Annotated in this window: 19 protein-coding genes and 1 pseudogene; 8 read left to right on the forward strand and 12 right to left on the reverse strand. The window is 69.3% G+C overall.

Annotation, left to right across the window (positions count from 1 at the left end; translation table 11 throughout):
• Window positions 1-279: 279 nt before the first annotated feature.
• The 6 genes from ASE78_RS00285 to ASE78_RS00310 are packed head-to-tail and all read left to right on the forward strand — an operon-like array spanning window position 280 to window position 3,868.
• The gene (locus ASE78_RS00285; RefSeq protein ID WP_057687654.1) at window positions 280-657 is read left to right on the forward strand and encodes a fluoride efflux transporter FluC; all 378 of its coding nucleotides are present in this window, start codon (window positions 280-282) and stop codon (window positions 655-657) included.
• Window positions 654-1,748: an RluA family pseudouridine synthase gene (locus tag ASE78_RS00290; protein ID WP_056491778.1), complete on the forward strand. Its 1,095-nt coding sequence runs from the start codon at window positions 654-656 to the stop codon at window positions 1,746-1,748. Before ASE78_RS00285 ends, ASE78_RS00290 begins: the two co-directional genes overlap by 4 nt.
• On the forward strand, window positions 1,748-2,323 hold the full coding sequence (locus ASE78_RS00295) for an FMN-binding negative transcriptional regulator (RefSeq protein ID WP_056491781.1): 576 nt from the start codon (window positions 1,748-1,750) through the stop codon (window positions 2,321-2,323). Before ASE78_RS00290 ends, ASE78_RS00295 begins: the two co-directional genes overlap by 1 nt.
• Window positions 2,320-2,979, forward strand: coding sequence for an HAD-IA family hydrolase (locus tag ASE78_RS00300; RefSeq protein ID WP_056491784.1), 660 nt, complete (start codon window positions 2,320-2,322; stop codon window positions 2,977-2,979). The genes ASE78_RS00295 and ASE78_RS00300 overlap by 4 nt, the downstream gene beginning before the upstream one ends.
• Window positions 2,976-3,185, forward strand: coding sequence for a hypothetical protein (locus tag ASE78_RS00305; protein ID WP_056491787.1), 210 nt, complete (start codon window positions 2,976-2,978; stop codon window positions 3,183-3,185). The genes ASE78_RS00300 and ASE78_RS00305 overlap by 4 nt, the downstream gene beginning before the upstream one ends.
• Entirely contained in the window at window positions 3,182-3,868 is a 687-nt protein-coding gene (locus ASE78_RS00310; protein ID WP_056491895.1) for an ATP12 family chaperone protein, read from the forward strand. Before ASE78_RS00305 ends, ASE78_RS00310 begins: the two co-directional genes overlap by 4 nt.
• A 533-nt stretch (window positions 3,869-4,401) precedes the next feature.
• Here the strand turns inward: ASE78_RS00310 and ASE78_RS00315 are convergent.
• From ASE78_RS00315 to ASE78_RS00335, 5 genes are all read right to left on the reverse strand, one after another.
• Window positions 4,402-5,421 carry a LacI family DNA-binding transcriptional regulator gene (locus ASE78_RS00315; protein WP_056491790.1) on the reverse strand — a complete coding sequence of 340 codons (1,020 nt, stop codon included), beginning with the start codon at window positions 5,419-5,421 and terminating at the stop codon, window positions 4,402-4,404.
• A gap of 162 nt (window positions 5,422-5,583) precedes the next feature.
• The gene (locus ASE78_RS00320; RefSeq protein WP_056491793.1) at window positions 5,584-7,023 is read right to left on the reverse strand and encodes an amino acid permease; all 1,440 of its coding nucleotides are present in this window, start codon (window positions 7,021-7,023) and stop codon (window positions 5,584-5,586) included.
• 39 nt (window positions 7,024-7,062) lie between these two features.
• Entirely contained in the window at window positions 7,063-7,719 is a 657-nt protein-coding gene (locus ASE78_RS00325) for a GntR family transcriptional regulator (RefSeq protein WP_056491796.1), read from the reverse strand.
• A complete protein-coding gene (locus ASE78_RS00330) occupies window positions 7,716-8,714 on the reverse strand; it encodes a 4-hydroxyproline epimerase (RefSeq protein WP_056491799.1) in 999 nt (332 codons plus the stop codon). The genes ASE78_RS00325 and ASE78_RS00330 overlap by 4 nt, the downstream gene beginning before the upstream one ends.
• A gap of 11 nt (window positions 8,715-8,725) precedes the next feature.
• A complete protein-coding gene (locus ASE78_RS00335; protein WP_056491802.1) occupies window positions 8,726-9,652 on the reverse strand; it encodes a dihydrodipicolinate synthase family protein in 927 nt (308 codons plus the stop codon).
• Between the two features lie 52 nt (window positions 9,653-9,704).
• Between ASE78_RS00335 and ASE78_RS00340 the strand changes: the two genes are divergently transcribed.
• Both ASE78_RS00340 and ASE78_RS00345 read left to right on the forward strand, forming a co-directional pair.
• On the forward strand, window positions 9,705-10,946 hold the full coding sequence (locus ASE78_RS00340; RefSeq protein WP_235514822.1) for an NAD(P)/FAD-dependent oxidoreductase: 1,242 nt from the start codon (window positions 9,705-9,707) through the stop codon (window positions 10,944-10,946).
• Window positions 10,947-11,061: 115 nt separating this feature from the next.
• Window positions 11,062-12,243 carry a M24 family metallopeptidase gene (locus tag ASE78_RS00345; protein WP_056491805.1) on the forward strand — a complete coding sequence of 394 codons (1,182 nt, stop codon included), beginning with the start codon at window positions 11,062-11,064 and terminating at the stop codon, window positions 12,241-12,243.
• Between the two features lie 45 nt (window positions 12,244-12,288).
• On the opposite strand, the gene ASE78_RS18470 is transcribed toward ASE78_RS00345, so the two are convergent.
• The 7 genes and pseudogenes from ASE78_RS18470 to ASE78_RS00375 form a co-directional block, all read right to left on the reverse strand.
• Window positions 12,289-12,516, reverse strand: coding sequence for a hypothetical protein (locus tag ASE78_RS18470; RefSeq protein ID WP_156349222.1), 228 nt, complete (start codon window positions 12,514-12,516; stop codon window positions 12,289-12,291).
• Window positions 12,517-12,583: 67 nt separating this feature from the next.
• Window positions 12,584-12,661: pseudogene (locus tag ASE78_RS00350) on the reverse strand.
• Window positions 12,662-12,742: 81 nt separating this feature from the next.
• Window positions 12,743-14,482 carry a DUF885 domain-containing protein gene (locus ASE78_RS00355; RefSeq protein WP_056491808.1) on the reverse strand — a complete coding sequence of 580 codons (1,740 nt, stop codon included), beginning with the start codon at window positions 14,480-14,482 and terminating at the stop codon, window positions 12,743-12,745.
• Window positions 14,483-14,610: 128 nt separating this feature from the next.
• Window positions 14,611-15,633 (reverse strand): Ldh family oxidoreductase, encoded by a 1,023-nt coding sequence (locus ASE78_RS00360; protein WP_056491810.1) that lies wholly within the window; start codon window positions 15,631-15,633, stop codon window positions 14,611-14,613.
• Window positions 15,630-17,993, reverse strand: a complete 2,364-nt coding sequence (locus ASE78_RS00365; protein ID WP_056491901.1) for a glycoside hydrolase family 127 protein — start codon at window positions 17,991-17,993, stop codon at window positions 15,630-15,632. Before ASE78_RS00365 ends, ASE78_RS00360 begins: the two co-directional genes overlap by 4 nt.
• 237 nt (window positions 17,994-18,230) lie before the next feature.
• Window positions 18,231-20,501, reverse strand: coding sequence for a S9 family peptidase (locus ASE78_RS00370; RefSeq protein WP_056491813.1), 2,271 nt, complete (start codon window positions 20,499-20,501; stop codon window positions 18,231-18,233).
• Window positions 20,498-23,587: a glycoside hydrolase family 2 TIM barrel-domain containing protein gene (locus ASE78_RS00375; protein WP_056491816.1), complete on the reverse strand. Its 3,090-nt coding sequence runs from the start codon at window positions 23,585-23,587 to the stop codon at window positions 20,498-20,500. Before ASE78_RS00375 ends, ASE78_RS00370 begins: the two co-directional genes overlap by 4 nt.
• Between the last annotated feature and the right edge of the window lie 162 nt (window positions 23,588-23,749).

The following is a 23,749-nucleotide window of genomic DNA, read 5'->3' on the forward strand; positions in this document are numbered from 1 at the left end:
ACCCCCAGCCCCTCCCTTGTCAGGGAGGGGAGCCGCCAAGCGCCATCGTCTGGCTGAATGTCGATCGGCCCCAGGGCGGATCGACATTCGGTCGATGCCACCCCTTTTCGTCGTTCCCGCGCAGGCGGGAGTCCATGGACGCAGCGGATTTGGTTCGATCACCGGCGTCAGCGTGTATGAATCCCCGCCTGCGCTGGGATGACGCTTGTATCAAGGCGGCGGGATCATGCGCCAGACCGGTTCCCCCCGGCGGCCTTATCGGGTAACGGCTGTCCGATCATGGGCAATTTATTTTTCGTCATGGCCGGCGGTGCTGTCGGCTCGGGGCTGCGTTACCTGTTCGGTCGCGTCATGCTGTCGCTGTCGGGGCCGGGCTATCCGTGGGGGACGCTGGGGGTGAACCTGATCGGCGGCCTCGCCATGGGGCTGTTGATGGGCACGCTCGCGCGGACCGGCGGGAGCGAGCCGGTGCGGCTGCTGCTCGGCGTCGGCGTGCTGGGCGGGTTCACGACCTTTTCGGCGTTCTCGCTCGACATGGTGACGATGATCGAGCGGGGGCAGCCGGCGCTGGCGCTGGGCTATGTATTGCTATCGGTCGTGGGTGCGGCGGTGGCGCTGTTCGCGGGCCTTACGATCACGCGGGGAGTGGCGGCATGAGCGGCAACGATGTGCGCCAGTTCACCGTCGGGGCGGACGACGACGGCATCCGGCTCGACCGCTGGTTCAAGCGGCATCTGCCCGACACGACCTTCAACGTCGTGTCGCGCTGGGCGCGCACCGGGCAGTTGCGCGTCGATGGCGCACGGGTGCAGCCGGGCGGCCGGCTGAGCGCCGGGCAGGTGCTGCGCGTGCCGCCGCCTGAGTCGGCGGTGGTGGCGCAACCGCGTGCCAAGGCCGAACGCCCGCCGCTGACCGCCGAGCAGACCGAGTTGGCGCAGTCGATGGTGATCCACCGCGATGCGCAGGCGATCGTGCTGAACAAGCCGCCGGGTCTGGCGACGCAGGGCGGGACCAAGACCCACGACCATGTCGACGGGCTGCTCGACGCGCTGCAATTCGATGGCGAGGGGCGGCCCAAGCTGGTCCACCGGCTCGACAAGGATACGTCGGGCGCGCTGCTGATCGCGCGGACGTCGCGCGCCGCCGCGTTCTTCGCCAAGTCGTTTTCGGGGCGGACCGCCAAGAAGGTCTATTGGGCGCTGGTGGTCGGCGTGCCCGACATCGCCGACGGGATCGTCGACCTGCCGATCGCCAAGCAGCCGGGCACCGGCGGCGAGAAGATGCACGTCGACGAGGACGAGGGCCAGCCAGCCCGGTCGCGCTACCGCGTGATCGAACGGGTCGGCAACCGCGCCGCATGGGTCGAGTTGCAGCCGTTCACCGGGCGGACGCATCAATTGCGCGTCCATATGGCGGCGATCGGCCATCCGATCGTCGGCGACGGCAAATACGGCGGCCAGGCCGCGTTCCTGACCGGCGGGGTCAGCCGCAAGATGCACCTGCACGCACGGCGTATCCGCATCGACCATCCCGATGGCGGGCAGTTGGACATCACCGCCGAGCTGCCGCCGCATATCGCCGAGAGTATCGACCTGCTGGGCTTCGACCTGTCGCTGGGGCAGGCGATGATCGACGACGGTCCGCCGCCCGTCACCCGCGCCGACCTGAAGGCCAAGGCCAAGGCGCATGCCAAAACGTATCGCAAGGAACGGCGCGGCGAGCGGCGGTCGCGGGGCAGCCGCGACTGATGCACCCCAATGCCGCGTTCCACATGGACGAGGCCGCCGCGCGGGACTTCGTCGCCGGGGAAGGCTTCGGGGCGTTGTTCGCGGTAACGCCCGACGGGCCGCGCGTGGCGCAGGTGCCGGTGGTGCTGGGCGACGACGGGACGCTGCGCTTTCATCTGGCGCGCACCAATGCGCTGACGCCGCATCTGGCCGGCACCCGCGCGCTGTTCGTGGCGGGCGGGCCGCATGCCTATGTCTCGCCGACATGGTATGCCGCCGGGCCGGACGAGGTGCCGACGTGGAATTACTTGTCGGTCGAGGTTCAGGGGACGATAGCGCCGATCGACCGTGCCGCGCTGATCGGACAGATCGGGGCGATGGCCGCGACCTATGAGGCCGAGCCGCGCTGGCGGCTCGACCAGATGGCGACGCACAAGGCCGAGGCGATGCTGGGCGCGATCGCCGGGTTCGCGCTGGTGCCCGACGCATGGCGCGGCACCGCCAAACTCAGCCAGAACAAGCCGCCGGCGGTGCGCGCGCGGGTGATCGCGGCACTGGGCGATCATCCCCTGGCAAGCCGGATGCGCGCGGCATGACGAAGCTGGCGGTGTTCGATTGTGACGGGACGCTGGCCGACGGGCAGGCGAACATCTGTCAGGCGATGGCGCTGGCGTTCGCCGATGCGGCGCTGCCCGCGCCCGATCCGCGCGCGGTGCGGCGGATCGTGGGGTTGAGCTTGCCGCAGGCGGTGGCGCTGCTGGCCCCGGCGATCGGCGAGGCGGGACATCAAGCGGTGGCCGAGGGGTACAAGCGCCATTTCCGGGCGATGCGGATCGACGGGCGGCTGCTGGAGGAACCGTTGTTTCCGGGGATCGCCGAATTGCTCGACCGGTTGATCGATGCGGGCTGGCGGCTGGGGGTGGCGACGGGCAAGTCCGATCGCGGCCTCGCGCTGCTGCTGGCGCATCATGGCATCGCGCGGCATTTCGTCACGCTCCAGACCGCCGACCGGCATCCATCGAAGCCCGATCCGGCGATGCTGCTGGCGGCGATCGCCGAAGCGCGCGCGACGCGCGAGACGACGGTGATGATCGGCGATACCGGGTTCGACATGGCGATGGCGCGCGCGGGCGGCACCCGCGCGATCGGGGTGGAATGGGGCTATCATCCCCCGGCCGAACTGATCGCGGCGGGAGCAGATGCGCTCGCGCACGATGCGGTGGCGCTTGGACGGTTGCTGGAGGTGGCATGAGTGCGAACGATCCCGCGCGGAACCGCTGGCTGGTGCTGGTCGGTGTCCGCATCGCGACCGCGATCGGCGCGGTGTTCGGCGTGGTGCTGATCGCGCGGGCGGGCGATACGCCGGGCAAGGTGCTGGGCACCGCGATCGTGCTGTCGGCGCTGTACGCGATGGCGGTGGTGCCGCGCGGGCTGGCCGCGAAGTGGCGCAGCAAGTGAGGCGGTTCTGGAAGGACGTGACGGTCACGCCGGAGGGCGGGATCGCGCTCGACGGGAAGCCGGTGCGCACGCCGGGGCGGCTGCCGCTGGTCGTGCCCTTCCCCGCGCTGGCCGAGGCGATCGCGGCGGAATGGCGCGCGGTCGGCGAGACGATCGATCCGCGGGCGATGCCGCTCACCGGCCTCGCCAATGCCGCGATCGAGCGGGTCGCGCCCGATCCGGTCGCGTTCGGTTCGGGCATCGCCGTCTATGGCGCGAGCGACCTCACCTGCTACCGCGCCGGGGACGAGCCGCTCGCCGGACGGCAGGCGGCGGCGTGGGACCCGGTGCTGGATTGGGCAGCGAAGCGGTACGACGTCGCGTTCGTCGTGACCGACGGGGTGATGCCGGTCGAGCAGCCGCCGCGCACGCTTGCCCGGTTGCGCGAGGCGGTGGTCGGACTGTCGCCATGGGTGCTGGCACCGCTGTCGCCGATCGTGAGCCTGACCGGATCGTTGCTGCTCGGGCTGATGCTGGTCGAGCGGGCGATTTCGCCGGAGGCGGCGTGGGATGCGGCGCATGTCGACGAGGACTGGCAGGCCGAGCAATGGGGCGAGGATGAACTGGCGGCCGAGGCTCGGGCGGTGCGGTTGCGGGAGTATGGGGCGGCTGTGGGAGCGCTTGGCGCGCCGGGCGAGGCGTAGCGAAGCTACGTCGAGCCGCACGAGGCGCGCCCGGCCGGCGGCGCGGAAAGCGCCGTCCGACGGCATGGGCTTTGCCCGTGGCGGGTGTCGGGGGCACCCGGAACGGCTTCCGGTCAGGAACCGCATCGTCGGCGTGTATGGATTCCGGCCTTCGCCGGAATGACGAAGGGGGGCGTGGTCGGGCGCGTTGCGGCGGCGGTAATTCCCCCCAAAGTTTACAAAGTTTACACTTGCGGCGCGTTTTGGGGGGCGTGTTGGTGTCTCGATCCGTCACCCCTAACCGTCGCCCCAGCGAAGGCAGGGGCCTCATGCGGCTCCTGCTGCGCGCTATCAACGGGAGATCCCAGCCTGCGCTGGGATGGCGTTGATGGGGTGGGCCAGAGAAGAAGTTTTGGTTCGCGCGGAGGCGCGGAGGGGTTGCGCATGGGGGCACGCCGCGTGTTGCAACATGGTGGAGGGGCTGCTTGCGCAGCCGGGGGCGGGACGGTCCATGCTGTCCACGCTGCATCAACGACCACCCTGTAGGACAGCGCCTATCGCGGCGGCGCGGTCGAGCCGTGGAGGTCGAGGTCGAGCGTGACGCCCGGTTCGGCGTCGGCGGGGCGGCCCTCGATGCGGTCGATCAGGCGGCGGGTGATGGTGGCGGCCATGTCGGCGATCGGGCGGCGGACGGTGGTGAGCGCGGGCGTCAGCATCATTGCCAGGATGCTGCCGTCGAAGCCGACCACCGACAGGTCGCCCGGCACCGACAGGCCGTGGCCGGCGGCGACCTTCAGCACGGCGGCGGCCATCACGTCGTTGCCGGCGAAGATCGCGGTCGGGCGCGGATCGTGGCGCAGCACCGCCTGCGCGCCGGCCACGCCCGAATCGAAGCCGTAATCGCCGATCGCCTCGGTCAGCAGCGCGATGCCCCGCTGCGCCAGCGCGGCGACGAAGCCGGCGCGGCGTTCGAGCGCGCTGTGCGCGTCGGCGGGACCCGAGATCAGCGCGACGCGGGTATGGCCGAGGTCGAGCAGATGCGCGGCGACGGCGGCGGCGGCACCACGCTCGTCAGCCACCAGCATCGCGTCATAGCCCTCCAGCCGGACCGAGGAGAGTGCTACCGCCGGCACGCCGACCTGCGCCAGCCGGTAGGGCAGCGCGGCGATGCCCGACACCGGCGGCACGACGACGACCCCGTCGACGCGCGAGCGCTGGACGAATTCGATCACGTCCTCGGCCGGATCGCCGCCATCGGCGCGGACCGGGTGGACGACCAGTTCATAGCCGCGCACCGACGCTTCGCGCACCATGCCGCGTTGCAGGGGATCGAGCACCAGCGCGTTGCGATCGTTGTGGACGAGGCCCAGCAGGAACGAGCGCCCGGTGGCGAGGCCGCGCGCGCGGGCGCTGGGGCGGAACTGGAGCGCGGCGATGACCGCCTCGACCTTTTCGCGCGTCTCGGCATTCACCAGCGGCGAGCGGTTGAGCACGCGCGAGACGGTGCGGATCGACACCTGCGCGCGCGCCGCGACGTCGGCGATGGTGGTTCCGCTCTGGGGGGTGTCGTGCATCAGACGATGGGTATCGCCCGACGGGGCGGTCGGGCGCAAGGGGCGGCACGCGGACACCCACTTCGTCACCCCCGCGCAGGCGGGGGTCCATAGACGCAACGGCAACGCTTCTATCAGAAGCGTCAGCGTTTATGGATTCCCGCCTGCGCGGGAATGACGGGTTTAGTCGAACACCCCGCCCTTCGCGCGCAGCGCGCGGCTCGCGCGGCTCGCGCGGCTCGCGCGGCGGCCGTAGGCGAGGTAGATCGCGAGGCCGATCGCGTTCCAGATCAGGAAGCGGACCAGCGTCGCGCCGGGCAGGCTGTGGAGCAGATAGAGACAGCCGAGGATCGCCCCCGTCCCCACCACCATCGGCGCGGGGCAGCGGAACAGGCGTTTGGCGGTCGGCGCGGTGCGACGCAGCACCATCAGGCAGGCACCGACCGCGACGAAGGCGACGAGCGTGCCGGCATTGGCCAGCTCGGCGATCTCGTCGAGGCGGAACAGCCCGGCGACGACCGCGATCGACAGGCCGGTCAGCACGGTGATCCGCGTCGGCGCGCCGCTGCGCTTGCTGACCGTCGCCAGCGATGCCGGGAGCAGCCCGTCACGCGCCATGACGAAGAAGATGCGGCTCTGCCCGTACATCATCACGAGGATCACCGAGGGGAGCGCGATGACGGCGGCGAGCGCGATCAGATAGGCGGCGGTCGGTTGATTGAGGGTGCGCAGCACCAGCGCGAGCGGCTCGGACGAATTGGCCAGCGTCTGGAACGGCACCGCGCCGATCGCCGCCACCGCGACGCCCATGTAGATCGCGGTACACAGCAGCATCGACCCGACGATGCCGATCGTCAGGTCGCGCCCCGGATTCTTCGCTTCCTCGGCCGAGGTCGCGACCGCGTCGAAGCCGTAGAATGCGAAGAACACGATCGCCGCCGCTGCCATCACTCCGCGCTTGGTCCCCTCCACCTCGGTACTGCCAAAGCCATAGGGCATGAACGGGTGGAGGTTGTTGGCGTCGAACGCGGGCATGGCGAAGGCGATGAACACGCCCAATGCCACCAGCTTGATGACGACCAGCACGATGTTGAGCGTCGCGCTCTCGCGCGTGCCCGCCACCAGCATCCCCATCACCGCCAGTGCGACCAGCACGGCGGGCAGGTTGACGATGCCGCCGCCATGCGGCCCGGCGAGCAGTTCGGGCGGGAGCGTGACGCCGATCGCCTGAATCCACCCGACCAGATAGCCCGACCAGCCGACCGCGACCGTCGAGCAGGCCAGCGAATATTCGAGGATCAGCGACCAGCCGACGACCCATGCCGCCGTTTCGCCCAGCGCCACATAGCTGAAGGTATAGGCGCTGCCCGCCGCCGGGATCATCGTCGCCAGTTCGGCATAGGCAAGCGCGGCGCAGGCGCACACTGCGCCGGCAATGGCGAAGGCGAGGATGACGGCGGGGCCGGCGCGCTCCGCCCCCACCCCGGTCAGGGTATAGATGCCGGTGCCGACGATCGCGCCGACCCCCAGCGCGATCAGATGCGGCCAACTGAGCGTCTTGGCGAGCGCCTGTCCCGCCGGGGCGTGCTGCCCCAATGGTTTGCGCGGTCCGATGATCGACATGGCCTGTTTCCCCCCTGTGCCGTCGTCCGTCCGCTCAGGTCAGGCGGCGGTGAATTGTCCGTGCAGATCGTGCAGCGTCGCCTCGATATGGCGATGCAGCAAGGCCTCGAGCGCCACCGCGTCGCGCGCCAGCCACGCATCGATCAGGTGGCGATGTTCGAGATGCGCGCGGGCGTCGCGCCCGGCGGGTTCGAGATGGCGGATGACGTAGCGTTCGGCGAGGAACGCCAGCCGTTCGATCAACTGCGTCGTCAGCAGCCCGCCGCCCGGCCGCACCAGCGCGACGTGGAACGCGCGGTTGCACACCGCAACCTCGGCGAGATTGGTGTGCGCCGCCTTGTCGAGCGCATGGAACGCGGCCAGCGCCTCGGCCCGTTCGGCATCGTCGGCGAGCGCGGCGGCGCGCGCGGCGGCGGCGGGTTCGATCGCGAGGCGCAGCGCATAGATCTCGTCGGCCTGATCGGCCGACATCGGGCGGACCGAATAGCCGCGATTGGCCTGGCTGACGAGCAGCCCTTCCTGTTCCAGCCGGCCGAGCGCCTCGCGCAGCGGAATCTTGCTCACCCCCAGTTCGGCGGCCAGCGCGTCCTGCCGGATCGGGGCATCCTCACCCAGACTGCCGGTGACGATGCGGTCGCGGACGATGGTGAACACCTGATCGGACAGGGTGCGGACGACGATTGCGGAACTGTTCACCGGACGACGAACCCCTGCCAGAACGGATCGGCGCGATCGATCCAGATGGTGTTGAAGCCGGTGGCGATCGCCGACCCCTCGATCGAGGGGATGATGGCGGGCACGTCGCCGAGGCTCGTCGCTGCCTCGACCCGGCCGGTGAATCGGCTGCCGATATAGCTTTCGTGGACGAAGCTGTCACCGATCGCCAGCCGCCCGGTGGCGGCGAGGTGCGCGAGCCGCGCCGAGGTGCCGGTACCGCACGGGCTCCGGTCGATCGCGCCGTCGCCGTAGAAGACCGCGTTGCGGCCGTCAGCGCCCGCGCCCTTCGGCACGTCGGCCCATAGCACGTGGCTGACGCCGCGAATCGTCGGGTCGAGCGGATGGACCGGCTCGAACACCGCGCGCACCGCGTCGCGCAACGCCCGGCTGTGGGCGATGATCGCCTCGGCCCCCAGGGCGTCGAGGCCGGTGTAGCCGCCCTGCGGCTCGACGATCGCGTAATAGTTGCCGCCATAGGCGACGTCGACCTTGAGCGGCCCGAGGCCGGGCAGGTCGATGGCGATGCCGGTCGCGGCGAGATAGGCGGGGACGTTGGTGATCTTCACCGACGTCACCCTGTCACCCTCGCTCCGGTAGGCGATGTCGATGATCCCGGCGGGCACCTCGACGCGCAGGCGGCCCGGCGTGGTCGGCTGGATCAGGCCGTGTTCGAGGCCGAAGGTGATGATGCCGATCGTGCCGTGCCCGCACATCGGCAGGCAGCCCGAGGTTTCGATGAACAGGATGCCGATGTCGCAATCGTCGCGCGTCGGCGGATAGAGGAACCCGCCCGACATCATCGCATGGCCGCGCGGCTCGAAGCACAGCCCAGTCCTGATCCAGTCGAAGCGGGACAGGAAATCCTGTCGCCGCTCCGACATGGAGGCCCCTTTCAACAAGGGTGCGCCACCCGCGACCAGCCGCACCGGATTGCCGGCGGTATGTCCGTCGATGCAGAAGAAGCTGTGGCGCATATTGGTCCCGATCAGGCGGCGACGGCGGCAGGCTGGAACGAGGGCAGTTCGGGGCGAGTCGCCGCCGCCTGTTCGACCATCGCGATCACCTGCGCGCGGCGCTCGCCGATCAGCGGCAGGCGCGGCGGGAGCACGCGCTCCGACCCGCGACCCATGACCTGTTCGGCCAGCTTGATCGACTGCACCAGATCGTGATCGGCATCGAGGTGGAGCAGCGGCATGAACCAGCGATAGATTTCCATCGCCTTGGCATGATCGCCACGCTGGAACGCGCGCACCAGCTCGACCGATTCGCGCGGGAAGGCGTTGGTAAGGCCCGACACCCAGCCCTGCGCGCCGAGGTACAGCCCTTCCAAGGCGACGTCGTCGAGGCCGGCGAACAGCACGTAGCGGTCGCCGAACGCGGTCTTCACATCGGTGAAGCGGCGCGTGTCGGGGGCCGATTCCTTGATCGCGACGATGGTCGGCGCATCGGCCACCATCTCCAGCACCGTGTTGTCGATCTGGGTGCGATAGGCCGGGGGGTTGTTGTAGAGCATGATCGGCAGCGCGGTCGCCGCCGCCACGCCCTTGAAATGCGCGGCCAGTTCATGCGCCTTGGGCACATAGACCATCGGCGGGAGCAGCATGAGGCCGTCGGCCCCGGCCTTTTCCGCCGCGATCGCATAGGCGACCGCGCGGCGGGTGTCATATTCCGACACGCCGGTGACGACGGGGACGCGGCCGTCGACCACCTCGACGATCGCCGAGAGGACCGTGATCTTCTCGTCATGGGTCAGCGAGTTGTTCTCGCCCACCGTACCCAGCGCGATGACGCCGGTCACGCCGTCGCGGATCAGATCGTCCACCACGCGCTGGGTATCGGCGAGATCGATCGAGAGATCCTCGCGAAGCTGCGTCGTCACCGCCGGAAACACACCTTGCCAATCAATCGTCATGCTCTGGTCCTGAAGTCTTGTCTGTGAATACCGTATACGATAATAGCGGGTGATGAACAAGGGGGCAAAGCGGACCATGCCGGACGATCGTATCGCCGTGGTCGGGGCCGGGATCGTCGGCCGGTCGATCGCGCTGGCGCTGGCGGCCCGCGGGCAGCGGGTCGTGCTGATCGATGCGGCCGACGACCGCGCCGCACCATCATGGGGGAATGCCGGACATATTGCCACCGAACAAGTCGCGCCGATCGCGTCGTGGGCGACGATCCGGTCGATGCCGAAGCGGCTGTTCTGGCGCGGCGGGCCGGTGGGGCTGCCGATCGCGCAGATCGCGACGTGGCTGCCGTTCGCCGCGCGGCTGGTCGCGGCGTCCGGCCCGAAGCGATTCGCCGCCGGACAGGCCGCGCTGGCGGCGATGCTGGCGCAGGCGATGCCGGCGTGGGAGCGGCTGGCCCATGCGATCGGACGGCGCGACCTGCTGCGCGAGGACGGGCATCTGATCGCATGGGAAAGTGCCGCCAGCGTGGCGGCGGGCCGGGCGCACTGGGGCAAGGCCGATACCGGCACCGCGCGGCTGGGCGAGGCGAGCGCCGACGATCTCGCCCGGCTGCGCGCGCTGTCGCCGGGCGTGGTCGATGCGGTGCGCTTCACCGGCACCGGGCAGATCGCCGACCTGACCGCGCTGGCCGACGCGCTCGACGCCGCGCTGGCGGCGGCCGGGGTCGAGCGGTTGCACCGGCACGCCACGCTCGAACGCCATGGCCGGCGGATCTCGGTGGAGGGAGTCCCCGCGACCCGGGTGGTGATCGCCGCCGGGGTCGGCTCGGCCGCGCTGATGGCGGCGGCGGGGCATGCCGCCGTGCCGCTGATCGCCGAGCGCGGCTATCATCTGCGCGGCGATGCCACCGGCTGGCCCGCCGACCTGCCCCCGGTGGTGTTCGAGGACCGCTCGATCATCGTCACCCGCTATGCCGACCAGGTGCAGGTGGCAGGCTTCGTCGAGTTCGGCCGCGCCGACGCCCCGCCCGACCCGCGCAAGAGCGACCGATTGTGCGCGCATGTCGCCGCCCTGCGCCTGCCGATCGCCGGGCCGTTCCGCCGGTGGATGGGGGCACGGCCGACGCTGCCCGATTATCTGCCGGCGATCGGCCGGTCGACTCGTGCCGACAATCTCTATTATGCCTTCGGGCATCAGCATCTGGGGCTGACGCTGGGGCCGATCACCGGGGAATGGGTCGCGGCGCTGATGCTCGGCGAAGCACCGGTGCCTGCGGCGTTCGACGTCGAGCGGTTTTGATTCGGGTCGACCTTTGGTCGGCACGTGAGCAGAATTGCTCCCCTCCCTGACAAGGGAGGGGAGACGTGGAGCACTTGGTTGAATGTCGATCCACCATGATACGGGACTTTGTAGCATGACCATCGGAACCTCCGACGCCGCGACCGAACTGGCGGCGATCCGCCCGCCCGCGACGCGGGTGCCACCGATCGATGCAGGGGAATATGCTGCCCGCGCCGCGAAGGCGCGCGCGCTGTGCGCGGCGGTGGGGGCAGGCGCGCTGCTGGTTCATGCCGGGGCGTCGCTGCGCTATTTCACCGGCGTGCCTTGGGGTGCGACCGAGCGGATGGTCGCGCTGCTGCTGCCGGTGGCGGGCGAGCCGGTGATGATCTGCCCCCGGTTCGAGCAGGGATCGCTCGAGGCCGACCTTCAAATCTCCGCCGATCTCGCGCTGTGGGACGAGGATGAGGACCCGGTCGCGCTGCTGGCGAAGGCCGCGCAAGGCATGGGCGCAATCGCAGTCGATCCGCAGCTTCCCTACGCATGGGGGGCCAAGCTGGCGCGCAGCGGCGCGACGCTGGTCGACGGATCGGGGGTGATCGATGGGTGCCGGATGGTGAAGTCGGCGGCCGAGCTGGCGTGTCTGGCGCAGGCCAAGGCGATGACGCTGGAGGTACAGGCGCGCGCCGCGCGTATCCTGCGCCCCGGCATCGCCGCGAGCGAGGTGATCGCCTTCATCGACGCCGCGCATCGCGCGATCGGTGGCGGGGGATCGTTCTTCTGCGCGGTGCAGTTCGGCCATGCCACCGCCTTTCCCCACGGCCTGCCCGGCGACCAGCGGCTGGCCGAGAACGAGCTGGTGCTGATCGACACCGGCTGCCGGGTGCAGGGCTATCATTCGGACATCACCCGCAGCTATGCCTTCGGGCAGGTGGCGCAGGACATCCGCGACATCTGGGACATCGAGCATGCGGCGCAGGCAGCGGCGTTCGCGGTCGCCGGACCCGGCGTGCCGTGCGAGGCGGCCGATGCGGCGGCGCGCGCGGTGCTGTCCGCCCATGGGCTGGGGCCGGACTATGCGTTGCCGGGGCTGCCGCATCGCACCGGCCACGGCATCGGCCTGTCGATCCACGAGCCGGCCAACCTGGTGCGCGGCGACGTGACGCCGATGGCGGTGGGCATGTGTTTCTCGAACGAGCCGATGATCGTGGTGCCGGGGCGTTTCGGCGTGCGGCTGGAGGATCATTTCCATGTGACCGATGCCGGCGCGGCATGGTTCACCCAGCCGCAGCCGTCGATCGACCGGCCGTTCGGGTAGGGGGGAACGGATAGGGGTGCTTGGCTGCCGTGGCCCTGCCCCTTTTCAGACGGGCGGGCGTTTACCGCGACGCCACGCCGATGCCCGCCTCAAACAATAATAACATACCACCAGAGGCGACAGTGCAAGCGAGCAGAAGATCGCAAGACTGCCTGGATTTTTGCCGATGCCTCCAGCGCCGAAGAACCCGATCGTAAACACGACGAGGAATACAATCATCAGCGTGTAGACAGACGCGGCGGCTATCAGAATCGCGGAAACAAACTTGTTCACCACATCCTCCACGTAAGCCTTACACGCTGGTCTAGGGCCATGGCCGGTGTTCGCAATCATGCGAATCCGCCAGCGGCAGGGATCGAACCCGCACCCGGTTCCGGGATCGCTGTAGCGATACGTCTACCAATTCCGTCACGCTGACATGGCGGGTGTAGCGTCCGATCGGGTTACCACACAATGTCCGGTTCCGGGCAACGTGTACCGAAGAACCGGCGATTGCCCCCTACCCCAGCGGATACGGCCCCTTGCCGCCCTCGGCGATGAAGCGGTCGACGCGGGCGTCGATCATCGGCAGCGGGACCGATCCCAGCGCCAGCATCGCGTCGTGGAAGGCGCGGATATCGAATTTGGGACCGAGCGCCTTTTCCGCCTTCGCGCGGCCCTGCACGAACGCCATCTCGCCCATGTAATAGCTCAGCGCCTGTCCGGGCCATGCGATGTAGCGGTCGACCTCGGTCGTGATCTCGTGGGTCGACAGCGCGGTATTGTCCTTGAGGAAATTCTGCGCGCGCTCGCGGGTCCAGCCTTGCGAGTGGAGGCCGGTGTCGACCACCAGCCGGGCGGCGCGCCACATCTGGTAGCTGAGCATGCCGAAGATTTCATACGGGGTGGTGTACATCCCCATTTCTTCGCCCAGCGCCTCCGAATAGAGCGCCCAGCCCTCGCCATAGGCCGAGAGATAGGCGTCGCGGCGATAGGCGGGGAGGTCGTCCAGCTCGGCGGCGAACGGCATCTGCCACGCATGGCCCGGCGCGCTTTCGTGGAGCGTCAGCGCGGGCAATGAATAGAGCGGGCGCGCGGGCAAATTGTACGTGTTGACGAGGTAGATGCCCGGCCCGCCGCGCCCGCCGGTGTAGAAGGGGGCGAGGTCGGCCGGCACCGGTTTGATCGCGAAACGCGCGCGCGGCATGCGGTTGAAATATTGCGCCGCCTTGCCGTCGAACGTCTTGGCGATCCATGCCGCGCGGTCGAGCAGCGCCTGCGGCGTGGTGACGTAGAATTGCGGATCGGTGCGCAGGAAGTGCAGGAAACCGGGGAAATCGCCCTGCCATTTCGCGTCGCGCATCACGGTCTGCATCCGTGCTCGGATACGGGCGACTTCGGCGAGGCCGATGGCATGGACCTGATCGGCGGTCAGGTCGCGCGTGACATATTCGCGGACCTTGGAGGCGTAGTAGGCGCGGCCATCGGGCAGGTCGTAAGCGGCGAGGCTGGTGCGCGCGCCCGGGATATAGTCCTGTTGCAGAAACGCGAGGAGCCGCTGGTGCGCGGGGATCACCGCGCTGCCGATCAGGCGCAGCGCTTCGGCGCGTAGGCTTGCCTGGGTTGCGGGTGGGATCGTCGCCGGCATGGCCTTGAACGGGGCGTAGAAGGGCGATGCCTCGCCGGGCGCGGCGACCACCGCCGCCACGCCGGCGTCGCGCCCTTGCAGCGTGATCGCCGGGGGCGTGAAGCCGCGCGCGAGGCCGGCGCGCATGTTGGCGATGTTCTGGTCGAAATAGCGCGGGATTTGCGCCAGCCGGGCGAGATAGCCGCGATAGCCGGCCGCGTCGCGCAGCGGTTCGCCCGCCATGCCGGCGATGTCGATCCAGAAGCTGCTGTCGGCGTTGAGCGGCTTTTCCCAGTCGCGGAAGCGCTGCGCGGCGAGCAGCGCGGCGACCTGCGCACGGTAGACGGTGTAGTCGTCGCGCACCCCGGGCGAGAGTTTGGCCGGGTCGATCGCGTCCAGTGCGCGGGCGGTCGTTTCCCACCGGGCGAGGCGGGCGGCCTGTGCGGCGGGGCCGACGTCGGGCAGGCCAGCATCGGGCGCAACCGACGAATCCTCGCCGGGGCCAGCCTGCGCCTTGCGCCAGTCGTACTCGGACGTGGCGAGCGTGGCGAAGGCGGTGTCGGCGGGGGTCCCCTGCGGTTGCTGCGCCATGACGGGGGTGGCGAGGAGGAGGGCGAAGGCCGACACCAGCATCGTCACCCCGGACTGGTTCCGGGGTCCACTTGTCGGCGAGCGATGCGTGTCGTGGATCGGGCGACGACGTTCGTGGCGAGGTGGACCCCAGAACCAGTCCGGGGTGGGGATAGGGGTGTCGTTCCGCATCACTTCGCCTTTCCTGCCACTGCGTCGATGTCCGTGAGCAGCGCCCGCGACACCCGCACCCCTTCGCGTTCACTGACCGCGCGGGCGGCGTGGCGGCGGCTGCCGGGCAGGCGCGCGCCCTGCCCCTCGATCGCCTCGAACATCGCCTCGGCACGCGCGAGATGGTCGGCCGCCGCGTCGCCGAGGAAGCCGGCGGGATCGATCGCGAGGATCAGTTCGCCGCCGATCGGCGATCCCTTGCGGCCCGCATCGCGCGCGATCGATTCGGCGCTGGTCAGGTCGCCGATCAGCGGCCCGGCGATCAGTTCGACCATCGCCGCCAGCGCCGACCCCTTGTGCCCGCCGAACGTCCGCATCGCGCCGGCCAGTACCGCTTGTGCGTCGGCGCTGGGATTGCCGTCGGCGTCGATGCCCCAGTCGGTCGGGATGGCCTTGCCGGCACGGCGGTGCAGCTCGATCTCGCCGCGTGCGACCATCGAGGTCGCGAAGTCGAACACGAACGGGTTGGGGCCGGGGCGCGGCCAGCCGAACGCGATCGGGTTGGTGCCGAACACCGGCTTCGTGCCGCCCGCCGGCGCGACCCACGCATGGCTGGGGGTGAAGGCGAGTGCGACGAGGCCGTCGGCGACCAGCGCCTCGACCTCGGGCCAGAGTGCGGCGAAATGGACGATGTTGTTGAGCGCCATGGCGGCGATGCCGTTCGCACGGGTCGCCTCGACCAGTGCTTCGCGACCCGTCTCGAACGCCAGTTGCGCAAAGCCGCCCTGCCCGTCGACGCGGACCAGCGCGGGCTTGGGGCGCGACAGCACCGGCACCGCATCAGGCACCACCACCCCGCTGGCGACGCTGTGCGCGGCGACGAGCAGGCGATAGAGGCCGTGGCTCCCGCAACCGTCGCGCTCGCCTGCCACCATCGTCTCGGCAACCGCGACGACGTGCGGTTCGGAGAGACCGACGCGGCGCAGCGTGGCGCGGGCATAGTCGCGGACCTCGTCCAGCGTCATGCGAACGGTATCGCTCATGCGGTCACGCCCGGCCTGGCGGTGAACAGGCGCATGCCGAACACCGGGCCGGCGGTGTTCTTGTCATGCGGCACGACGCGGATGGTGATCTTCGCCTTGCCGCGGGTCAGCGGTTCGGGGACCGGATAGTCGACGTCGAAGAACGTCCCCGGCCGGCTGCGGTCGAGCGACTGGGTGGCGATGCGCTGATTGTCGACGAGGATGTCGAACGATCGTTTGCCCTCGTCGCCCCAATAGGTCGCCTGCAGCACCAATGGGCCGGGCTTTACCGCCATGGTGAACTGGAAGAAGCCGCCGGTGCGGGCATCGCGCCCGGCGCGGCCGCGATAGCTGAGCGGGTAGGAAATGTCCGAGGTGAGATTATGGTCGCGCTCGGGCTGCATTTCGCCCAGATGCATCACGTCGACCGAGCGGGCGGCGAGTTCACGCTCGTCGGCCTGCCGCTTGCGGAAGGCGGCTTCCTCGACTGCCCATTCGCTATCGGTGAAGCGGCGGAAATAGACCGCGCTGCGCCGGTCATATTGGCGATAGAAGGGGACGAAGGTGAGGTCACCGGGGCGGATGAGACTGGCGGTGCGATATTGCGCTTCCTCAAGGGCAACGGGCTGGAACTGGGCGAGCAGGTCGTCGCCGACCATTGCCGGATCGGGCTGGTCCCATGTCCCGTCGGCACGGCCGAGATCGCCGGCCAGCACCAATGGCCCGCGCAACACCGCGACGGTCTGCGCATCGCCGGGCGTCGCCTCCAGCCGCAGGTCGAGCGGCAGGCGGATGGTGACGCGGTCGCCCGCCTTCCAGCGGCGGTCGATCACCGCATAGCCGCTTGCGCGGGCGGCATCGTGCGGGCGGTCGTTGACCAATATCTCGGCCGACTTGGCCCAGCCGGGGATACGCAGCGCGACCGGGAAGCGGCCGGCTTTGCCAAGCGTGGTGAAGGTCAGCGTCGCCTGGCCGTCGAACGGATAGTCGGTGGCGAGACCGACCCGCGCGCCGCGTGCCGCCCACTCGGCGTCGGCGGGGATATAGAGGTTCACGATCAGCGTATCGTCGCCCGACCAGAAGATGCTCTCGCCGTGCTTGGCATGGCTTTCCATGCCGGTGCCGACGCAGCACCAGAATTCCTCGCCATCGGGGGCCGAATATTCGCGCTTCGTACCAGTCATCAGCGGGGTCATGTAGGTGAAGCCGCCGTTCACCGGCTCCTGCTGCGCCATGACGTGGTTCAGGTGGGCGCGTTCGTAATAGTCGAACAGCGCGCCGTCGGGCGCCCAGCCATAGAGGTGGCGGGTGAGTTTGAGCATGTTGTAGGTGTTGCAATGCTCGCACGTCTGTTCGGTGACGTGCTGCGCGATGCTGTCGGGCGTGCTGAAATATTCGCGGTCGGCATTGCCGCCGATGACATAGCTGTGGTGGCGCGTGACGCGCTCCCAGAAGAAGCGCGCGGCGGTGGCGTGGCCCGGATTGCCGGTGATCTCGTACAGCCGGGCGAGGCCGATGAGTTTGGGCACTTGGGTATTGGCGTGGATATTGGCCAGTTCGTCGCGCTTCTCGGTCAGCGGGACCAGCACTTTTTTATGGTAGATGCGCTCGGCGAGTTTGAGCCAGCGCGGGTCGTTGGTGCGCGCATGGAGTTCGGCGAAACTCTCGTTCAGCCCGCCGTGTTCGCAGGCGAGGACCTGCTGCACCTGATCGTCGGTGAGCGCGGCGAATACCCGGTCGATATAGCCGCCCAAGGCCACCATGATCGCCGTTGCCTTGGGCGAAGGGCCGATATGGTCGAGGACGTCGAACAGCCCGGTATAGAGCTTGTGCCAGTTGTAGAACGGCACCCAGCAGCCGTTGAGATCGAACCCGGCCGAGCGGATGTCGCCGCCCATGATCTCGGGGAAGATTTCCTTCCCGTTGACGATCGTGCCGTCGCGGCGCTTGCGGCTGAACCCGGCGACATAGCCGTCGGCGGCCTGACACGCGACCAACTCGTCGATGATGTACGCGGCGCGCGCCGCGCAATCGGGGCAGCCGGTCTGGGCATGGGTCAGCGCGAGGCCGGAGAGATAATGGCCGAGCGTGTGGCCGGCGATGGTGTCGCTTTCCCAGCCGCCATAGACTTTGCCCTTGGGGGCGAGGCCGGCGAAGCTGCGATAATTGTGCAGCAGCCGGTCGGCATCGAGCCGCAGCAGATAGGCACGATTGACCTCGACCGCGCGGGCATAATCCGACGGGCGCAGCCGCACCGCCGACAGGGGCAGCGGTTTGGGATGCGCGGGCAGCGCGGCGGTCATGCTCCGCGCGGCGGCGGGCAGCGTGGCCAGCGGCAGCGCGGCACCGCTGGCGAGGAAGCGGCGGCGGTCGATCGGCATATCCATCCCCTATGAATACCATATACGATAGGGCCGGGGGTGGGTTTGTCAATCTGGGACGGATCGACATTCCGCGAAAGGTTCGGCTTCTCCCCTCCCTGACAAGGGAGGGGGCGGGGGTGGGTTGGTCGATTGTGGAACGCTCGTCTTTCCTCGCAGGCCTACCCACCCCCAGCCCCTCCCTTGTCAGGGAGGGGAGCAATGTTGCGGGACGACGCGGCTGAAGGTCGATCGACCCTATCGCGTGTTCCAGTCGCCCACCCCCTCCCCGCGCAGCGTGCGCAGGAAGAAGTCGTACTGGCGGCGCATCGCATAGGGCACCGGGCCGGTCGAGCGGCCCGCGCCATGTTCGCCGTTGGGCACGACCAGCAGGTCGAAGCGTTTGCCTGCGCGGACCAGCGCGTCGACGACCTGCGTCGTCGAGGCGGGGTCGACGTTCGAATCCTGTTCGCCGACGACCAGCAGCAGATCGCCTTTCAGCCTGGCGGCATGGACCACGCCCGATCCGGCGAGATAGCTGGCATCGACCGGCCAGCCGAGCCATTGTTCGTTCCAGTCGATCTTGTCCATGCGGTTGTCGAAACACCCGGCATAGGCGACCCCGGCCTTGTAGACATCGCCGTGGAACAGCAGCGCGTTCAGCGTGCTCTGCCCGCCCGCCGACCCGCCATAGATGCCGACGCGGGTGAGATCGACGCCTGCATCCTTGGCCGCCAGCGCGCGCAGCCATGCGATGCGATCGGGGAAGCCCGAGTCGGCGAGGTTCTTCCACGCGACGTCGTGAAACGCCTTCGAGCGGTTGGCGGTGCCCATGCCGTCGATCATCACCACGATGAAGCCCAGATCGGCCTGCGCCTGCATGCCGATCACCTTGTCACCGCCCGAATAGGGGCCGAACGGCCAGAAGCCTTTCGGCACGAAGCTGTCGTGCGGGCCGGCGTAGATGTTTTCGATCACCGGATAGCGCCTGGCGGGGTCGTAATCCTGCGGGCGGACGACCAGCCCATGAATATCGGTGACGCCGTCGCGGCCCTTCGCCACGAAGCGTTCGGGCGGACGATAGCCCGCCGCCGTCAGCCGGGCGACGTCGCCACGCTCCAGCACCGCGACCAGCCGCCCGTCGGGGCCGTGCAGCTCGCTCGTCTCGGGCAGGTCGCTGCGCGAATAGGTGTCGACATAGCGGCCCATGTCGGGGGCGAAGCGGACTTCGTGCGTCGCGTCGGCGGTGGTGAGGCGCGTGAGGTTGCGGCCGTCGAAACCGATGCGGAACCAGTGTTTGTAATAGGGGTCCTCGCCCGGCACATAGCCGCTGGCCGAGAACCAGATCTGCCGCTTGCCCTCGTCCACCTTGGCGATGTCGCGCACCAGCCACTTGCCGCGGGTGATCTGACGCTTCACCCGGCCGGTGCGGCCGTCGACCAGATAGAGGTGCCGCCAGCCGTCGCGCTCGGAGGTCTGGATCAGCTCCGCGCCGTCCCTGCCCAGATCATGGGTGAAGATGCGGTCGCGAAACACGAAGGTCGTCGCCTCGTCGCTCGCCGAGACATGCGCCTGACCGCTCGCGGCATCGACCGCGATCCGCTTTGCCGCGCCGAAGCCGCGCCGGATATAGTCGAACGCCAGCGTCCGCCCATCGGGCCGCCAATAGGGGGCGCTCAGCGTATAGGCGTTGGGGAACAGCGTGTCGGCGATGTCGGTGTGCCTGCCCGTAGCGACATCGAACAGCACCGGCTGTTCGCGATCGACGGTGTCGCCGGGCTTGGGATAGAGTTGCTGGACCACCTCGGGCTGGACCCGGCCGGGTGGCGCGGCGACGATGCGCGTCACCATCCGGGAATAGCCGGGGCGGACGCGATAGACCGCGACATGGCGGCTGTCGGGCGACCAGGCGATCGTTTCGGGATCGTGGAAGTCGCCGGGCGATCCGTCCTGCGCGCGCCACTTCTCCGCGCCGCCGCCAGCGGCGCGCACCACCAGATTATTGTCGACCACCAGTGCTTCGAGACTGCCGTCGGGCGAGCGGCGGGGCGTGTTGTCTGCAGGCTGGCGCAGGTCACGCACCACGCCGAAACCGCGGTCGCGCTGCGGCACCGGTTCGGGGAGGCGCGCACAGACCGGCTGGATCAGCGTGCAGCGAATACGGACCTCGCCGACCGGCAGCTCGATCGCCTTGCGCCCGTCGACATAGGCGAAGCGATCGAACGGCAGGCGCAGCGGATCTACGGGCACGCCGCCCGCCTTGGTCAGCGCGGCGGCGATGGCAGCGGCGTCGAACGCGGGCGTTTTGGCGAGGGTGGCCGCATCGACGTCGACGAAGGCGAAGCCGCCCTCGACGGTCTTGCGATAATGGAAATGGCGGCCGTCCGCGTCCCACTGCGCCGGTTCGGCGATGTCGCGGGTCAGCCATTGCCAGCGGTCGCGCAAGGCGATCGAAGCGTCGATCCGCGCCGGCACGTCCTGCGCCGCCACCGGCGCGGCGAGCAGCGCGAGCGCGAGGAGCGCCCTCATTTGGTGGTGCCGATCGTGAAGGCGAAGGTCGTGGGCCTGAGCGCGATGCGATAGGCCATGTGCGGTCGTCCATCGAGGTTCCAGCCGGTATCGCCGCCGACCCCGGCCTGCGCCGCGTCGATCGACAGGCTGGGCAGCCCGTGGGCCGTGATCTCGCTGCTGTGTTTCTTCGTTTCGAGGTCGGCATAGGGAAAGGCGAGCGCGTTGACCGACAGCGGCTGGACCCCGGTGACGCGCAGGCTCGGCAGGCCGGTTCCGCTCAGCGTCACCCGGCGCACGTCCTGTTTCGCGCCGGTTTCCTGCGGGCGGGCATAGCCGTGCGCCTGTTCCGCGAGCGTGCCGTGCCACTCGGCAATCAGCCCCGACACCTTGCGATCGGCATAGGTTTCGTGGGGGCCGCGCCCGTACCAGCCGATCCGGTCGAAACCCTGCGCACCGCTGAACGCGAGGCCCATGCGCAGCGGATCGGGCAGCGTGTCGCGGTGCGGGGTGAAGGTCATCGTCACGCCGACGCTGCCGTCACGGCCCATGGTCCAGCGGGTGACGGTGTCGACCGATCCCACCCCCATGTCGTGGCGCACGACGATCGCGTCGCCCTCCACGCCCACGCCATCGACGCGGCGGTTGTTCGAGAACTGCTTCCACATCGCATGGCTCTTCAGCACGCCGGTGCCGATGTCGTTGTCGGTCGGCGCGCGCCAGAAATTGGGCGCGCCGCCGGTCAGCAGAGTCGTGCCGCCGCGCGCGTAGCGGCGGACGAGGCCGCTCGCCCGCTCGATCTCCAGCACCGCATCACCGCTGGCGAGGCGCAGCACGTCGGCATCGGCGACCGGCGCGACCCCGCCAGGCAGCGGCACCGCGCGTGGTGGCGACAGCGCGAACTGGTCCCAGCCGACGACATGGCCCGCCGGCACCAGCGGGATCGCCCCTGCCTTCGCGCGGGCGCGCAGCACCAGCCGCCGTTCGGTCTGGCGGTCGCGCAAGGCGGGCAGCGTCAGGGCGAGCGGCGCGGTCTGCCCCGGCGCGACGATCGGCGTCGGCACCGCCCCGCTGGCGACCGGGCGGCCGTCCTCCAGCACTTCCCAGTCGAGCGTGAAGCGCGACAGGTTGATATGGTCGTGGCGGTTGACGACGGCGTAGCGTCCGGCGGCCTCGGTAAAGGCGATCGGCGACTGGACCTTGGCCAGTTCGTGATATTCGGGGTCGGGCGTCCGGTCGGAGCGGATCACGCCGTCGCCGACCGGGCTGTCGTCGCCGCCCTTGTTGGCGAAGTCCGGCCCCTGCGCGAAATAGTCGCGGCCCTGCGCATCCTTGGCGATCACCGTCTGGTCGACCCAGTCCCACACGAACCCGCCCTGTAGCTTCGGGTAGGCGCGGATCACGTCCCAATAGTCGGCGAAGTTGCCGAGGCTGTTGCCCATCGCATGGGCATATTCGCACAGGATCAGCGGCTGTTTCAGCTCCCCCTGCCGCGCATAGTCGGCGAGTTTCAGCGTGTCGTCGTACATCGGCGCGAAGATGTCGACATAGCGGTTCACCGGATGGCGCCAGCCGCTCATGCTCCAGCCGAGGAAGCTGATGAGCCGCGTCGGGTCGTTCGCGCGGACCCATGCGGCGGCATCCTCGAAGCTTTGCCCCACGCCGGTTTCGTTGCCGAGCGACCAGAAGAGGATCGAGGGGTGGTTGCGGTCGCGCTCGACCATGCGCTGCACCCGGTCGAGATGCGCCGCGCGCCATTTGGGGTCGTTGCCGAGCAGGACCGAGGGGTCGTTGTCGCGCTCCTGCGAGAGACTGAGATAGCCGTGGCTCTCGATATTGGCCTCGTCCATCACGTACAGGCCGACCTCGTCGGCAAGGTCGTACCAGCGCGGATCATTGGGATAGTGCGAGGTGCGCACCGCGTTGATATTGGCGCGCTTCATCAGTTCGAGGTCGCGGCGCATCGTCGCTTCGGAGACGATACGGAAGGTGTGCGGGTCGTGTTCGTGGCGGTTGACGCCACGGATCATGATGCGGCGGCCGTTCACCCGCACCTCGCCGCCGGCCACCTCGACGGTGCGGAAACCGATGCGGCGGCTGGTCGCCTCGACCACCCGGCCGCGAGCGTCGAGCAGTTCGACCAGCAGCGTGTAGAGGTCGGGCGTCTCCGCGCTCCAGCGGCGCACGGCGGGGATGGTGGCGGTCAGCGTCGCGTGGTCGGCCACGACCGGGGCGGTCTGCGTCCATGCGTCGCGCTTGCCGTCGAGCAGGGTCGCGCGGACCTGCGTTCCCGCCCCTGCCCCGGCCGTATTGATGCCGAGGCTCAGCCGCCCGTCGCGATAGGCGGCGTCGAGCCCCGCCTCGACCGACAGGTCGCGCAACCGCGTCTGTGGCGCGGCGTACAGCGTCACGCCGCGCTCGATGCCGTTGACGCGCCAGAAGTCCTGATCCTCCAGATAGCTGCCATCGGCGTAGCGATAGAGTTCGATCGCGATCGTGTTGCGGCCGGGTCTGGCGGCGGCGGTGATGTCGAACTCGGCGGGAAGCTTGCTGTCCTCGGAATAGCCGATGCGCATGCCGTTGACCCAGAGATAATAGGCCGCGCCCGCAGCACCGATCGTCAGGAACAGGCGGCGGCCGGCGAAGTGCGGCGGCACGGTGACATCGCGGCGATAGGAGGCGACCTCGTTGAGCTTGTGGTCGATGAACGGCTGGTTGCGTGGGAACGGATAGCCGCTGCCGACGAACACCGGCCCGCCATGCCCCGCCGCTTGGAGGATGCCGGGCACCGCCATCTTTCCCCAGCGCGATACGTCGTAGGACGGGGCCTCGAACCCGACCGGACGCGCTTCTGGCGTGGGCGAGAGCTGCATCGCCCAGTCGCCGTTCAGCGACAGATGATAGCGCGAGGCGGCGGGGTCGCCCGCCAGCGCCTTGGCCCGGCTTTCATAGCCATCGAAGGTCGCGTGCATCGGTTCGGCGCCGATGCGGATCACCTCGGGCCGTTCCCATTCGGCAGGTGGCGGGGGCGTGGTCTGGGCGTTGGCCGGGGTGGCGAGCAGCGCCGCCAGCAGCAGCGGAAAACGGCGTCGCGCGCGAAGGGTCATGCGGCCTCGAACAAAAAGGACCGGCGGGATCGCTCCCGCCGGTCGTACCGGTATCAGAGCCTGTCTGGAAATTCGCGGGAAAGCGAATTTCAGGGCGGTGCCGGCCCGCTCCCCCTCCCGACCACCCATCAGGATACTTGCGTGGGTGGACGGGAGGGGGAG

This window comes from Sphingomonas sp. Leaf25, assembly GCF_001421635.1.
Classification (GTDB): domain Bacteria; phylum Pseudomonadota; class Alphaproteobacteria; order Sphingomonadales; family Sphingomonadaceae; genus Sphingomonas.

Excerpts from the sequence above, each read along its gene's own strand:
- ASE78_RS00320 (WP_056491793.1), bottom strand. The coding sequence starts at position 7,023 with ATGTCGATCATCGGACCGCGCAAACCATTGGGGCAGCACGCCCCGGCG.
- ASE78_RS00345 (WP_056491805.1), top strand. The coding sequence starts at position 11,062 with ATGACCATCGGAACCTCCGACGCCGCGACCGAACTGGCGGCGATCCGC.
- ASE78_RS00290 (WP_056491778.1), top strand. The coding sequence starts at position 654 with ATGAGCGGCAACGATGTGCGCCAGTTCACCGTCGGGGCGGACGACGAC.
- ASE78_RS00340 (WP_235514822.1), top strand. The coding sequence starts at position 9,705 with ATGAACAAGGGGGCAAAGCGGACCATGCCGGACGATCGTATCGCCGTG.
- ASE78_RS00355 (WP_056491808.1), bottom strand. The coding sequence starts at position 14,482 with ATGCTGGTGTCGGCCTTCGCCCTCCTCCTCGCCACCCCCGTCATGGCG.
- ASE78_RS00330 (WP_056491799.1), bottom strand. The coding sequence starts at position 8,714 with ATGCGCCACAGCTTCTTCTGCATCGACGGACATACCGCCGGCAATCCG.
- ASE78_RS00360 (WP_056491810.1), bottom strand. The coding sequence starts at position 15,633 with ATGAGCGATACCGTTCGCATGACGCTGGACGAGGTCCGCGACTATGCC.
- ASE78_RS00365 (WP_056491901.1), bottom strand. The coding sequence starts at position 17,993 with ATGCCGATCGACCGCCGCCGCTTCCTCGCCAGCGGTGCCGCGCTGCCG.
- ASE78_RS00285 (WP_057687654.1), top strand. The coding sequence starts at position 280 with ATGGGCAATTTATTTTTCGTCATGGCCGGCGGTGCTGTCGGCTCGGGG.
- ASE78_RS00315 (WP_056491790.1), bottom strand. The coding sequence starts at position 5,421 with ATGCACGACACCCCCCAGAGCGGAACCACCATCGCCGACGTCGCGGCG.
- ASE78_RS00335 (WP_056491802.1), bottom strand. The coding sequence starts at position 9,652 with ATGACGATTGATTGGCAAGGTGTGTTTCCGGCGGTGACGACGCAGCTT.
- ASE78_RS00295 (WP_056491781.1), top strand. The coding sequence starts at position 1,748 with ATGCACCCCAATGCCGCGTTCCACATGGACGAGGCCGCCGCGCGGGAC.
- ASE78_RS00370 (WP_056491813.1), bottom strand. The coding sequence starts at position 20,501 with ATGAGGGCGCTCCTCGCGCTCGCGCTGCTCGCCGCGCCGGTGGCGGCG.
- ASE78_RS00375 (WP_056491816.1), bottom strand. The coding sequence starts at position 23,587 with ATGACCCTTCGCGCGCGACGCCGTTTTCCGCTGCTGCTGGCGGCGCTG.
- ASE78_RS00300 (WP_056491784.1), top strand. The coding sequence starts at position 2,320 with ATGACGAAGCTGGCGGTGTTCGATTGTGACGGGACGCTGGCCGACGGG.
- ASE78_RS00305 (WP_056491787.1), top strand. The coding sequence starts at position 2,976 with ATGAGTGCGAACGATCCCGCGCGGAACCGCTGGCTGGTGCTGGTCGGT.